The sequence below is a fragment of the Clostridium sp. AUH-JLR23 genome, assembly GCF_964238065.1.
Classification (GTDB): Bacteria; Bacillota_I; Bacilli_A; order Erysipelotrichales; family Coprobacillaceae; genus Allocoprobacillus; species Allocoprobacillus merdigallinarum.
Genome location: NZ_CAXSKY010000016.1, coordinates 1 through 14,498, shown reverse-complemented (window position 1 = coordinate 14,498; position 14,498 = coordinate 1). Strand labels below are relative to the sequence as shown.

The 14,498-nt window shown below is 30.3% G+C and carries 11 protein-coding genes and 2 tRNA genes; 3 read left to right on the top strand and 10 right to left on the bottom strand.

The window, feature by feature from the left end:
- Positions 1-31: 31 nt before the first annotated feature.
- The 4 genes from ACESR5_RS08805 to ACESR5_RS08790 form a co-directional block, all read right to left on the bottom strand.
- Positions 32-751, bottom strand: a complete 720-nt coding sequence (locus tag ACESR5_RS08805) for a glucosamine-6-phosphate deaminase (protein ID WP_087244794.1) — start codon at positions 749-751, stop codon at positions 32-34.
- 14 nt (positions 752-765) lie between these two features.
- The gene (locus ACESR5_RS08800; protein ID WP_087244795.1) at positions 766-999 is read right to left on the bottom strand and encodes a hypothetical protein; all 234 of its coding nucleotides are present in this window, start codon (positions 997-999) and stop codon (positions 766-768) included.
- A gap of 393 nt (positions 1,000-1,392) precedes the next feature.
- Positions 1,393-1,872 (bottom strand): 23S rRNA (pseudouridine(1915)-N(3))-methyltransferase RlmH, encoded by a 480-nt coding sequence (gene rlmH / locus ACESR5_RS08795; protein WP_087298189.1) that lies wholly within the window; start codon positions 1,870-1,872, stop codon positions 1,393-1,395.
- Positions 1,862-2,611, bottom strand: a complete 750-nt coding sequence (locus ACESR5_RS08790; protein ID WP_087244797.1) for an MBL fold metallo-hydrolase — start codon at positions 2,609-2,611, stop codon at positions 1,862-1,864. The genes rlmH and ACESR5_RS08790 overlap by 11 nt, the downstream gene beginning before the upstream one ends.
- A gap of 125 nt (positions 2,612-2,736) precedes the next feature.
- Here ACESR5_RS08790 and ACESR5_RS08785 point away from each other — a divergent pair, with 125 nt between their 5' ends.
- Positions 2,737-3,330, top strand: coding sequence for an AAA family ATPase (locus ACESR5_RS08785; RefSeq protein WP_087244798.1), 594 nt, complete (start codon positions 2,737-2,739; stop codon positions 3,328-3,330).
- A 36-nt stretch (positions 3,331-3,366) separates the two neighbouring features.
- On the opposite strand, the gene rpmE is transcribed toward ACESR5_RS08785, so the two are convergent.
- On the bottom strand, positions 3,367-3,570 hold the full coding sequence (gene rpmE / locus ACESR5_RS08780) for a 50S ribosomal protein L31 (protein WP_087244799.1): 204 nt from the start codon (positions 3,568-3,570) through the stop codon (positions 3,367-3,369).
- 101 nt (positions 3,571-3,671) lie between these two features.
- Positions 3,672-4,937: a UDP-N-acetylglucosamine 1-carboxyvinyltransferase gene (locus ACESR5_RS08775; RefSeq protein ID WP_087244800.1), complete on the bottom strand. Its 1,266-nt coding sequence runs from the start codon at positions 4,935-4,937 to the stop codon at positions 3,672-3,674.
- A gap of 292 nt (positions 4,938-5,229) precedes the next feature.
- On the opposite strand from ACESR5_RS08775, the gene ACESR5_RS08770 reads away from it, so the two are divergent.
- Positions 5,230-5,305, top strand: a tRNA-Glu gene (locus ACESR5_RS08770).
- A 559-nt stretch (positions 5,306-5,864) separates the two neighbouring features.
- Here the strand turns inward: ACESR5_RS08770 and ACESR5_RS08765 are convergent.
- The 3 genes from ACESR5_RS08765 to ACESR5_RS08755 all read right to left on the bottom strand — a co-directional run bounded on the left by ACESR5_RS08765 (position 5,865) and on the right by ACESR5_RS08755 (position 7,135).
- A complete protein-coding gene (locus ACESR5_RS08765; RefSeq protein WP_129737999.1) occupies positions 5,865-6,125 on the bottom strand; it encodes a hypothetical protein in 261 nt (86 codons plus the stop codon).
- 1 nt (position 6,126) lies between these two features.
- On the bottom strand, positions 6,127-6,345 hold the full coding sequence (locus tag ACESR5_RS08760) for a hypothetical protein (protein WP_087244803.1): 219 nt from the start codon (positions 6,343-6,345) through the stop codon (positions 6,127-6,129).
- A 714-nt stretch (positions 6,346-7,059) separates the two neighbouring features.
- A tRNA-Gln gene (locus tag ACESR5_RS08755) sits at positions 7,060-7,135 on the bottom strand.
- A gap of 48 nt (positions 7,136-7,183) precedes the next feature.
- Between ACESR5_RS08755 and gltX the strand changes: the two genes are divergently transcribed.
- Positions 7,184-8,593, top strand: coding sequence for a glutamate--tRNA ligase (gene gltX, locus ACESR5_RS08750; RefSeq protein ID WP_373155131.1), 1,410 nt, complete (start codon positions 7,184-7,186; stop codon positions 8,591-8,593).
- 35 nt (positions 8,594-8,628) lie between these two features.
- Here gltX and ACESR5_RS08745 read toward each other — a convergent pair whose 3' ends face one another.
- Positions 8,629-14,313 carry a discoidin domain-containing protein gene (locus ACESR5_RS08745; RefSeq protein ID WP_373155130.1) on the bottom strand — a complete coding sequence of 1,895 codons (5,685 nt, stop codon included), beginning with the start codon at positions 14,311-14,313 and terminating at the stop codon, positions 8,629-8,631.
- Between the last annotated feature and the right edge of the window lie 185 nt (positions 14,314-14,498).

Sequence of the window (14,498 nt, the reverse complement as noted above, 5' to 3'; positions counted from 1 at the left end):
TCATGCAAAAAAGCGATATTTTCTATCGCTTTTACAATCTTAAATCTTTGTTTTTAGATAACAATGATGCTGCTGCCTCATCACAAATCACTGTAAAATTAGGATGAAGTTTCAAAATCGTTGCAGGAACCTCTTGACTGATTGGTTCTTCTATAAAACGCTTAAATATCTCTGCTTTTTCTTGACCATCTACAATCATCACTAAATGTTTAACACGCATTAAACTTTTAGCTCCCATTGTAATCGTATAAGGTTGTCGAGGTCTTTCACCATAAGTTGGATTCACTGCTAATTTATCTTTATATTCCATACAGTAAGTGTAACTGTCAAACTGCGTACAACGTGGACAGTTACCACAAAAATGGCCATCATGTCCAAGCCCAAGCACCATCACATCTATGCCTCCAGCCTGTCTAATCTGCCAATCATAATCCTGCCAGTTATCTAATGAAATACGGTGGATATGTTCTTTGGAAATATGTGCTGGTTCAAAAAACATTTCTTTCATCTCAGCCCAGTTTGTTCCATATTTTTCACCTATATATGGATTTTCATCAAATAAATAATATTCAATATCTTTAAATTTTTCTTGATCTTTAATGAGTGGAATCATCATCTTATATAACATACGTGGAGTTCTACCAGAAGTTAAAGAAATATTCACCCTCTTATCTTGCAGCATAGCTCCAAGCAAAATATACATAGCACTCTCACTCATTGCTTTCAAATCTTTTTCAATAACCAATTTCATAATAACATTCTCCTTTATCTCTTTTTCTCTTTTTTTATGAACATTCCTATTGTCAGTCCAATCATCATTCCTAAACTAATTCCTAAAGCAACACCTAAATCACGAAATAATAAAGCTCCAGCACATATTCCTAGTCCTATGCCTTCTGACATATAATTTTCATTATAGATTTTATTATTTTTACGATAATAAACAAAAATAGTCACCAAACAAATTCCCATAATAATAAAATACCAAATAATTGTCATCAGCATCACTCCTATGCACCATGATTTATAGCTTCATCAACAAAACTTCCAATCTTGGGATTAAAACAATACCTTTTCACTTTTTTATTTATACAACTCTAAACTTTTCTTACTACTTAAAAAGCCTTATTTTCAAAATAGAGACTTGATGAACATATACTGAATCATTTTCAACTCTCATATGTACTACTCAAAATCATTATTTTCAGACTCCCACTGTTATTCTTTCTATATTTATTTTACTCTTTATTTCTTTGACTATCAATTCATAACTATCAGTCATATAAAAATTTCATATTCATCCACTTTTATGAACATTCTATAGCTTTACACAATAAACAAGCATCATTTTTATTATAAATATATTGTAAAAAATAACCACATCAAATGTGGCTATTTATGATATGTTTCATGTCTTATAATTTTAAATGCACGATAAATCTGTTCAACTAAAATCAAACGCATTAATTGATGTGGAAAAGTCATTTGTGAAAAGCTAATACGTGCATTGGCTCTTGTTAGTACATCTTCTCCATGTCCCAATGATCCACCAATGACAAAATCAATCGTACTTTTTCCATTAATCATACAATCTTCAATACGTTCAGCAAATTGAATTGAATCTAATTCTTTACCTTGAACATCTAATAAAATCATATAATCATCTTGTTTAACTTTATCTAAAATACGTCTTCCTTCTTTAGATTTTACAATTGTTTCTTCAGCTAATGAAGGATTGTCAGGTATTCTTTCATCTGCAACTTCAATCACTTCAATATCTGAATAAGCTGATATTCTTTTTAAATATTCTTTGATTCCATCATCTAAATATTTTTCTTTTAATTTTCCAACACAAATCAATTTAATTTTCATAGTTTCCTCCTGATACAACGTCAATTTGACTTGCTACTTTTATATTTGAAAAAGCAATATTTTCCTTAGCAAATATTTGTTCATATGTTGCAAGAGCTTTTTCTTTTGTATTTGCTTCCTGTGATAAATGAGCTAATACTATTTCTTTTGTATTGTCCCCTATCATTTCACACATTAAATGCGCACTATATTCATTATTTAAATGTCCTTTATCATTAAGAATTCTATTCTTTAAAAACATCGGTCTTTTTGTCGCCATTAACATTTCAATGTCATGATTACTTTCAATGATATAGTAATCTAAATTTTGCATATATTGACGATTTTTTTGTGACACATAACCCGTATCCGTCATATATAATAACTTTTCATTCTGACTGGAAATCACAAATCCAATAGGATCACTGGCATCATGTGATGTTCTCAATGTTAAAACATCAAAGACACCGAATTGACGATGCGTATAAGGTTCTAATGTGTGATATTCATCTAAATCCTTAATATTCTTTTTAGCACTATAAATTTTTCCTGTATCAAAAATATGAATATTCTTATTATGATCATAATGATCATGTGTTAAAAAGACATATGTAATATCTTCTTCATGAAATCCTAACTGATTTAATTTAAATAAAAGTTGTTTTCTAGTAATACCACAATCAATCAATATCCCACATTGCTGATCATAAATAAATGTAGCATTACCTTTTGATCCACTTGCTAAAACATGAAATTCCATAGTTCAACTCCTTTGTGATTCTATTATACAAATTCAACCATAAAAAAACAACTTTTTCATATATGAAAAATTTAACAAGAAATTAAAAATGTGATAAAATAGAAGTATCAAAGGAGGGGTATTTTATGCCTAGAATTATTACTATTGCAAGAGAATACGGATCTGGTGGTCGTTTAATTGCACAACGTGTTGCAGAAAAATTAGGAATCTTTTATTACGATAATGAAATTATAGATCTTGCTGCCAGAGAATTGGGATTTGATGTTGATACAATTCGTAAAGTTTCTGAAGAAAAATCATCAAGTTTTATGTATACTCTTTCTTCGACTGCTTTTACCCTACCATTAAACGATCAGGTTTTTGCAATGCAGTCTAAAATCATCCGTCATATTGCTGAAAATGATACATGTATTATTGTCAGTGGTTGCGCTGATTATATTCTAGAAGATTTTGATGATGTTTTAACTGTCTTTGTTCATGCACCATTTGAATCAAGAGTAAGACGTGTTAAAGAAGACTATAAAGAAAAACACGAAGATTATAAAAAATTTGTTATGAAAAAAGATAAAGCAAGAAGTAATTATTATAATTATTATACGACTAAAAAATGGGGTCAATTAAAGAATTTTGATTTAACTATCAATAGTGATTTTGGTATTGAAGAAGTGGCTGATATTATTGTTGCTTTATATAAGAAAGGTGAACATAAAAATAAATAATAGTGAAAAAGAAAAACCTGCGTAAGCAGGTTCTTTTTATTTAAGTCCGTATTTTTTATTGAATTTTTCTACACGTCCATCAGCACTAGCAAATCTTTGTTTTCCTGTATAGAATGGATGACAATTTGAACATGTATCAACACGAATTTCGTTTAATACTGATCCAGTTTCAAATTCAGCACCACAAGAAGTACAAACGACTTTTACTTTTTTATAATCTGGATGAATTCCTTTTTTCATTTTTCATTTCTCCTTCCGCCTTGAAATATTTGCTACTTCAAAGTAAGTTGCTCAATTATAATATCATTTCTTGACGATAAAAACAATAGTTTTTTTATTTTTTATTCATCAATATGATATCTTGTAATATGAGCCCCTAATGTAATTAATTTATGATCAATGTTATCATAACCACGATCAATATGATAAACGTTTGTAATTTCAGTTCTTCCTTCAGCAATAAGTCCAGCAATAACCAAAGCTGCACCACATCTTAAATCAGTAGCCTCAACTCTTGTTCCATGCAATGGTGTTGGACCATGAATCACACTGGCAGCTTCTTCTAAATCAATATGAGCTCCCATTTTATTAAGCTGTGGACAATGTTTAAAACGTTCAATATAAATCGTTTCTTTCACATGCGAATCACCTTGTGCCTGTGTTAAAAGTGTTGTTAAAGGTTGTTGTAAATCTGTCGCAAAACCAGGATAAATCTGCGTTTTAACATTAACTGGTTTTAAAGCATCATCTCGACCATAAACAACAATACTATCTCCTACAACATCCATTTTAATTCCCATTTCTTTTAACTTTGAAATTAAAGCTTCTAAGTGTTGAGGAATAATATTTTGAACAATAACCTTTTCACCCGCCGCTGCAGCAATAATCAAGAACGTTCCAGCTTCAATACGATCAGGAATGATTTCATGAAAAGTTCCACTCAGATGATCAACTCCATCAATCGTAATTGTATCCGTTCCTACACCTCTGATTTTTGCTCCCATTTTTGTAAGCAAATTGGCAACATCAATAATTTCAGGTTCTTTCGCTGCATTTTCAATGACTGTTTTTCCTTGAGCACGCACTGCTGCCAACATAATGTTGATTGTTGCTCCAACAGAAGCAAAATCTAAATAAATAGAATTTCCTACTAATTCTTCTGCTTCTAATAAATACGTATCATCTTCATATGTGATTTTTGCTCCTAAAGCTTCAAATCCTTTTAAATGAAGATCAATAGGACGTGGTCCTAAATAACATCCTCCAGGCATTTTAATTTTGACTCTTTTATATTTTCCTAGTAATGCTCCCATAAAATAATAAGAAGCTCTTAACTTGTTCACTGCATCACTTACTAAAGGTATATCTTCCATATGAGTTGGATCTACTTTAATACGTTCTCCATCTATTTCTACATCACATTTTAATTCTCTTAAAAGTGTAGCTAAAGCTGCAACATCTGAAATTTCTGGGACTCCTAATATTTCTACTGGTCCATCTGACAAAACCGCTGCCGGAATCAATGCTACTGTTGCATTCTTTGCTCCGCTAATTCTTACTGTTCCATTTAATTTATATCCACCATCAATCGCAATTACTTCTGCCATGTGTTTATTTCCTTTCTACTTATTTATATATATCTAATCAATATTTATGACACTATTTCTCTTTTTAATGAGATTATACACATTTATATCGTTAATATCAAAACAATTTCAAAAAAATTTTCGACTTCATTATATCATTCAAATGGACATATCACAATCTTATTTCATATTTATTTCTAATAAAATATCTCTATTATATTAATACTTTTATAAATCATTTTATTGCATTTATTTCAAAAAAAAATCTTTACACTTTATTTGAGAGTGCTATACTTATAGTATAGTCAAAAATGGTCCGTTGGTGAAGTGGTCAACACACTAGGTTCTCATCCTAGCATTCAGGGGTTCGAAACCCCTACGGACTACCAGTAGAAATCAAAAAAGTCCGATAAAATGGACTTTTTTTCATTTTAAAAGTACCCGCGACACTCATACGACACTTATTTAGAAAAAAACATAGTTTATGACTACTTGTTTATGCTCATCACAATTATAATAGACATTCTAAATCCCCCAATCTTTTCAACATGTGTCTTGATCGTTCATCATTTTTTCACTAGCAATATCATCAAGATCCATTATGCATTCGATAATATCTTTTGTGTTATCTAACTTTATACTATTATTATTTATACAGCATCTTTGAGCATTAACACATCTCAATATATATCAGTCATGCTCATATCATTTTCTAATGTATCATTCATTATTTTTTTCTCTTCTTTACTGACTCTTAATTCAATTCTTTTTTCATCATATTACATCTCCTCACATTTTATCCCTAGTATGCATTTTTGTCCGTACATATTCAATATATACAGATATATTCACATATTATTATCTTGATTTTAATAATAATATATTTTTATATCTACTGATTTTTATGCTAAAAAAAATAAAAGGAGTTGAAAAACAACCCCTAACATATTATTTTACTTTCAATTTTAATGATGATTTAATAAATACAGCTTCAGTAATTGTTATTAGTTTATTATTATCATCTATAATATACGAAAAAGCTAGTGAACGTATATAAAACGACCTTACAATATCATTGTTATGAATAACTGGATATAATCTAGGATTTTCTTTTAAAACATTTATTTTTTCCTGTAATTCATCTTTGATTCTCATTCTATTTTCTAATAAAAACATACTGACTTCTGTAGAAACAATAACCTTATACACATTAAAGCCCTGATTCTTCCAAAATAGTAAAAAATTCTTCTTCAGTATGTGTTTTTATTTTTCCTTCTTTGATGAGCTTATATTTTTCTAAAGTTCTATTCTCAAATTCTTCATCAATACTATCATTATAAATTTTTATCATTTTTGTTAATAAATCTGTAGGTATTTTAGAAATACCATTAGAAGTTGGAAAATCATTTACATTCAATTTAGAATCCATGAATATCACCTCTGCTTATAATATACCATAATATCAAAGAAAAATATACTCTTAAATTAGAGATAAAACATATGACATCGAATATCAAGGAAAGATCTTTTTTATCCACATATTTAGAAACTGTATTTATTATAATATCATTAGTATATATCCAATTAAATTAAAAAGAATTGAAAAAATATTTTTAAGTCTATATTAAAAGTAGTTAAAATTAAAAATTTACATATTAATTTACGACACTCATTTAGAAAAACATAGTTTATGACTTCTTATTTATGATGATTATTTATATAAGTATAAAAGCAACTTAATTGACGTTCAAAAATACATTAAAAATATTCCTCCAATCATAATATCGTCTAGGAATAAAATTTCATTTTTCAATTGACGTATTTTTATCATCTTTTCAATTTACATTATCATTCTTTGTGGCACACTAGAAGTGGGAACTATATGAGTAAATAAAAATACTCAAAGAGAAAGAGAACTGCGCCAATAGGACTTTAAATAATTGAAGGGTCCAGATTTTAATCATTGATCTTTAAAACATCTATAAATACTAAAATGATAATATGTATATTTCATTGCGAAAATAATTTTTTACTCATATAATAAAGAATAGAGATTATAAAATCAATCTATATGAAATGAGATTTGACACTCATATCATTTATAATTAAAAAAAGAATCACGAATGATTCTTTGATAACTTTATGGCTGGGGTACTTGGATTCGAACCAAGGAAATGTCAGATTCAGAGTCTGATGCCTTACCACTTGGCTATACCCCAATCACAAAATCTATTATATATCTTTTTTTTAAAGGAGTAAAGAAAAAAATGAAAATACGCACACGTTTTGCACCTAGCCCTACTGGTTACATGCATATTGGTAATTTAAGAACAGCTTTATATTGTTATTTAATCGCCAAAAAGAATAATGGAGATTTTATTTTAAGAATTGAAGATACTGATCAAAAAAGAGAAGTCAGTAATGCCAGTCAATTAATATATCAGACTTTAGAAGAAACAGGTCTACATTATGATGAAGGTCCTCAAATGGGTGGTCCTTATGGACCTTATATCCAATCACAAAGATTAGATATTTATCATCATTATGCTCAAGAATTAATTCGTAAAGGTGGTGCCCATTATTGTTTTTGTTCAGATGAAATCCAAGAACAAGATCCTTGTATTCATTTAAGTGATGAAGAAATTCAACAAAAGATTCAAAATGGTACTCCTTATGTTATTAGACAAACCATTCCTCAAACAGGTATAACGACTTTTGATGATGAAGTCTATGGACATATTGAAGTCGAAAACAAAACTTTAAATGAAGGTATTCTCATTAAAAGTGATGGCTATCCTACATATAATTTTGCAAATGTTATTGATGATCATCTCATGCACATCACTCATGTTGTAAGAGGAAATGAATATCTTTCCAGCACTCCTAAATATAATCTGATTTATCAGACATTAGGTTGGGATATTCCCATTTATATTCATCTTCCTACTGTCAATAAAGATGAAACACATAAATTAAGTAAACGTGATGGTGATGCATCTTATTATGATTTAAAAAATCAGGGTTTTTTAACTGAAGCTATTATGAATTATATTGCACTTTTAGGATGGGCTCCTGAAGGTTGTGAAATCTTATCTTTAAATGAATTGATTGAACAATTTGATATTCATCATATTTCTAAAGCTCCTGCTATTTTTGATATAGAAAAATTAAAATGGATCAATGGTATGTATTTACGCAATATGCCTTTGCAGGATTTTCATAAACTTTTATTACCACACTATTCTTTTATTCATCAATCTGTTAATTTATTAGAAGTCTCTCGTGTCCTACAACCTCGTTTACTTCAGGTCAATGATGCAATCATTCAAGAAACATTAGACTTTATCAATCAGGCATATCCATTTGATATTCAAGTCTATTCTCATAAAAAATTTAAAACAAATCCTGAAAAATCACTCAATGCTCTCTTATTAGTACAAAACCATTTGCATGAAATATCAGATTTTCAAAATGATGAAAATATTCTTCAATTCTTTATCAATCTTGCTAGAGAAAATGGACTTAAAAATGGTCAAATCATGGAACCTGTTAGAGCTGCATTAACAAACAAACGTTCAAGTGCGGGTGGTGCTGTAGAATTAATTCATATTTTTGGTCAAGAAGAAGCACTGCACCGCATTCAAGCAGCTATTCAAAATATTAACACATACTTATAAAAAATACGATGCCTTATGACACCGTATTTTTTATATTACTTTTTAAATAAAGAACTTTTCTTGATAACATAATACCCTGCACTAGAAGCCATCAAAAGAATCATCATTGGTAATAGAGATGTTGTATCTCCTGTCTGCGTTACCGTTTCTGTTGTATTTGTGACTTGTCCAATAGGTTTTTCAATTTCTTGAGGTTTTTGATCAGGCTGAACAGTTATTTCAATATCGCTATCTGGTTTTTGTTCAGGTTTCGTTGTATCTTCAGGTTTTGTTTCTTCTTCTGGTTTTTCCTCTGGTTTTGGTTCTTCACCAAGTTTTTCTTCTTCAGAAGGTATAACAACCAAAGCATCTAATGCTTGACGTAATTGTTCATACATTTGATCAACATCTTTTTGTGATACATTTTCATCATCAATGATTGCTTCAACCTGTAATAACAATGCTTCTACTTTTGCGTAACTTTCTGTTGTATATTGTTCTTTATCAAGTTGATAAACTTCATTAAAGATAGATGTTAAATTATCTTTATGAGCTTTTTCAACAAGTCCTTCAACTGCATGATTTAAAGTTTCAATAGCTTCATCTACCTCATCTTGAGTTGCATTATCATTACTGAAAACTTTTCTTGCTTTTTCTAATGCTTCAGTCACTTTTGTAATAGAATTAGGTGTATATTTTACAGTATCTAAACTCTGAGAAGCATTATCAATAGCTGCAATTAAATCTGTCTTATCTGCCAGTTTTGTTAAAGCTGAAACTGTTGCTTCAAGATTTTCAATAGCTTTTAAAATATCTTCTTTTGTCGTTTTTTTATCATTACTTAATGCAACAAGAGCATTTAATGCTTCTGTAAACTGAGCCACACTTGCTGGTGTATAAGAAGAAACATCAAAGTCTTTGTATTGATTATATGCTTCAACTAATAAATCTAAATCTGTTGTATTGTAAACTTCAAATTCCCATAATGAATATCCATATTCACTAGCTGGTTCAATTCCTTGCATTTTGACATATCTCGCTTGAACAGTATCAAATGTCAATGTTTGAATGCGATTGTTACCTTCTTTTGTTTCATCAATAGATAACATAGCAACTCCATCATTTGTGTCTATGATATGAGCGACATCCTTCCATGTTTTTGCATCATCAGACACCTGAACTTTGTATTCTGAAGCTCCATCTCCTTCCCACATCAGTACAACTTTATTAATCTCATAAGTTCCACCAAGATCGACATAAATCCATTGATTCATATAGTCTTGATCTCCAGCATCTTTTTTTCTTAATGATACCCAACGTGATGCTGTACCATCTGCAGCATTTTGTCCAATACCTAAACCATCAAAAGCTAAGGAAGCCTTATGTGACTTATATTCATAACTTGATTGTGCTTCTTTATTTAAAGAGATATTTTCGTTTGGTCCTTCAACATCTAGGATTGCCTCACCATAGACTTCAAATTCCCATAATGAAAAGCCATATACACCACCTGGTTCTAATCCCTGCATTTTCACATAGCGACCAGTAACGTTATCATAATCAAATTCATCTATACCACCATTACCATCTGTGATATGTGTGATATCTTTCCATTCTTTAGCATCATCAGATACTTGAACTTTATATTCTTTAGCTCCAGCACCTTCCCAATTCAAAATAACTTTTGAAATATCATAATTTGCTCCTAAATCAACATAAATCCATTCATTTTTAGCATCTAGCATCTCTTTTGTTCTTAAAGATACCCAACGTGATTGTTTACCATCAACTGTTCCAGTAGAACCATCAAAAGCAAGTGATGAATAATACTGTTTATTTCCATCCTTTGTATCTATAAACTCTGAACTTGCCACAGAATCTTTATTTAATGCAATATTCACCTTTGGTTCTGGTTCATCAATATCATGATTGAACTTTCCATAAACCTCGAATTCCCACAATGAATAACCATATTTATTATTGCTTATATCAATACCATGCATTTTTACATATCTTGCCTGAACTTCCTGATTAAATGCGATTTCATCAATACCAGGTTGTCCATTTTCTTGCAAGTAAACTTGTGTCCATTTTTCACCATCCATTGATACTAAAATTTCATATTTCTTTGCACCATTACCTTCCCAGTAAAGTTTAGCCCCACTTAAATCATAGATACCATTTAAATCAACTTGAATATATTCATCATTAGAATTTCTATTTGAAACCCATCTTGATTGATTATTTCCACCATTATTTTCGAAGCTGCCATCAAAGGCTCTACTAGCATCATAAACATTGTTATGAACTGATGAAGCAGTTGCTTCTTTATTGAAAGCAATATTTTCTTGGCTATCTGCCTCTATAAGATTTCCATAAATAGACCACTGTACAATCTGATAATTATCTCCACTTGATTCATTGAGTTTCAAACGTACATATTTTGCTTGTTGATTGCCTAAATCATTAATTGTTTCAATATTTCCTTGTCCTTTGACTGTTTTTATTGTTGTCCAATCTTGTGCATCATCAGATATTTGAATTTCATATTGAGAAGCATAATTTGTTCCCCATTCAATATCCATCTGAGAAAGTTCATAAATACCTTTTAATTCTACATAAATCCATTGTTCTCCTGATTTTTCAGAAATCCAAGATGTATTTGATTTATGATCAACTGCATTTGTTGGTAAATTTAAATCCTTAATTGTACTTGAAAACGCATTTTTATTTGATGCTATATCTTCATCTACAAATTTTCCATAAACAGATAGTTCATAAATACTAATACCATATTTTAATTGCGTTGACTTATGTGAATGAACTTTCACATAACGTCCATAAACAGGTTCATCATAACTATAACTATCAAGATATTCACTAGAAGTTTTCTTACCATCTTCAACAGTTGTCCAATTCACTTTATTATTTGATACTTGAATATCATAATCATCAGAACATGCTGATTCCCATTGGATACTCATGGCATCAATTTGTGCATAATGCCCTAAATCAACGATAATCCAGTTATCATCTTCATTTCTTAGAGAACTCCATCTTGTTGAAGTATTTCCGTCAACAGCTTTTTCTTTTGTATTACCTGGATCATTTGTTGATGTACTGCTGACTTCTACCACTTTATTTAAAGCTAGTGATTCACTTGCTTTCCACGTGATTTCCTTAATTTGATAATTTGCTCCTACTCCATTACCAAATTTAATCATAATATATGGATAAACACCATTTAAATCAATTGTATCTTCTCCACCATCACTATCTGTAACAGATTTCAACAATTCATATTTTTGACCATTGTCTGATACATAAATATCATAATCACTGGCATAGTTTTCGTCCCATAGAATATTAAGCATAGATAAATGGTTATTGTTTTCTGTAAAGAAACTTACCCATTGATCTTGTTGAGATTCACTTTGCCAATATGTTGCTTCATCATTATCAAATGCTTTTTCAATTCCATGATCTGACACTTGTGAACTTGTCTGATAATGATTGTCAGCACCTTCATTCATTGTCATTGTTTGACCTGCATAAGGTAAACCAGATGATACAAATGTTGTTTGTGATTCATGATTACCATCTTTTATTTGTACTTTTACTGTTTCATTAGCACTTGTATCGCTAACAGCTAATGAAATTTTTTTGACATCACTTGATTCATCAACAATTAAACTACAAGGTCGATCAACAGTGATTGTCATATCATTTTTTAAATCTAATGTTCCTGATTTATAGAAATTAATTTGTGTGATTTTTAATCCATCATGTCTTACTGCCTGAATATCACTTGTATTAGAAAGAATTGTAACAGGAATTTCTCCTTCAGCATAATTCTTAACTTCGTTAGCACTCTTATCCGGTACAACAATATAAGCATAAGTATCATTATCTGGATTTAATCCATGATTAATATAAGCTTTAAATGCTGGTGCAACATTTTCTTTAGCTTCTTCACTCCATAATGATGGATTATCCTGTTTTGCATTGCTGACAACAACATCAGTATTGTCTAAAAAGACATATCCGATATCATCGTTATATAACCATTTTGTGTTATATGTTTCATCAACTGTTCCAATTGGAACTTCAGTTCCACCAACATTTACATCTTTTGCTTCACTTTGATTAAGTGTTGTATGAATTTTGACTTTCTCTGTAGAATTGATACCTGCACCTAATGCTACAAATTCATCATCAAAGAAGAAGTATCCTTTTTTGACTTGTGTTCCTTTTTTATTCATATCGTAGGCTGTTGCCCCATATTTTCCATTAGATACACCAATCGTATGTTCTGTTCCATTTGTAAAACGTCCATAATTTGAATAATCTTCAACAACACGTGCAGCTGTTGTTGTTCCTGGAACATGTGCCCAGTCATAAGTTGGATAAACATGGATATATTCTCCACCATTAACAGTAATATAAGATGAAGCTGAAGATGTCCAATAAATTAATTGACCACCATCTTCTTGTCCAGTCCAGCTTCCTCGCCACTCTCCACCAATAACCTGGTTAGAATCCATTTTTATATTGACACCATAATTATCTCGCATATGAGACGCATAAGTCGAACGCCACATATAGTAGTTTCCATTTTTACCATTTGTCGTACTCTTATCAGTAATATTATTTAAAATAGCTTGATATTCATCAGCACGTTCTGTATCAACAGCCATCATTCTTTCTAATGGCAAAATATAAGCTGATGCATAATTGTCATAACCAATGGCTGAATCATATGGACGATAACCAAGATAAAGTTCCATAATATCATCTCTAATCGTCCAACTTGTTCCATCTAACATGTAATCAGCCATTAAATCAACAATACTTTGATCAAATTCATATGCTGTATCATTTAACATATAAAGCCAATAACTCATATCTCTAAACATAGAAAGACCATAGCCGTTAGAATAGAATTGTCTCCCATGCATATAGAAACTATTGTCTACTTGTACAGCTTCAGCTGTATTGTCATCTTCCTGTACAACTAAGCAGTAACTTAAATAATTATCAACTAATTCTCTAAGATCAATCATATGTCTATCTTTTAAAGAATCTTTATACTTTGCCCCATTTTCTGTAATAATAGCATAGTATACATAATTTTGATCAAACCAGAGATTGTTTTGACCAGTCCCATATTTTTCTGGTGTTTTCTCTAATAATTTATAAAGTAAAGTATTCATTGTTTCTTCTGTAATGCCCTCTACTCCATCCATCATCAAAGCAATACGAGAAAATCTTAATTGGATACCAATTTGTCTTTCCCACCAGTTTGTATTTGTTGGTTCACTGCCATTGTTGGCTTTTGTCCAATGTGCAATGGCTAAATTCAATTTTTCAATGACTTCTTTATTTTGATAAAGATCATTGCCTTCAACATGATATGCAATTGCAATAGCTTGAAGACGATCCAATGCCAAATAAGGTTCCCATGCCCCACCATTAGCTGCACTTCCTGTCGTTGTGTAATCAACATCTGCAAAAGAACCATCATCTTGAATCATATCAAGATAATCTTTTGCCTTAGATACATAACATGTTTCTACTTTAGCACCATCATCAAAAGTATCTTGAGAAATCATAAATTCTTTTAATCGTAACTTAATTGTTGCAAAATCATCACTTGCTGCATAAGATACATTTAAAGAACTTAAAATCATTCCTAGTGATAGTACTAATGATAATGTTATTCTTAACAGTTTTTTTATCATTTCTTTTCCTCCCATTTTGTAATCGCTTACTATATTAATATTTTTAGAGATTATAACTTGAATTTCAATGCAAAATTGCTTGAAAAAAAGAGCTTACTTCACAGAAGCTCAATGGAGTCAACTTAGTATATTAGACTAGGTGACTCTTTTTTTATTTCTGTAATTCTTGTGGTATGACTATATGT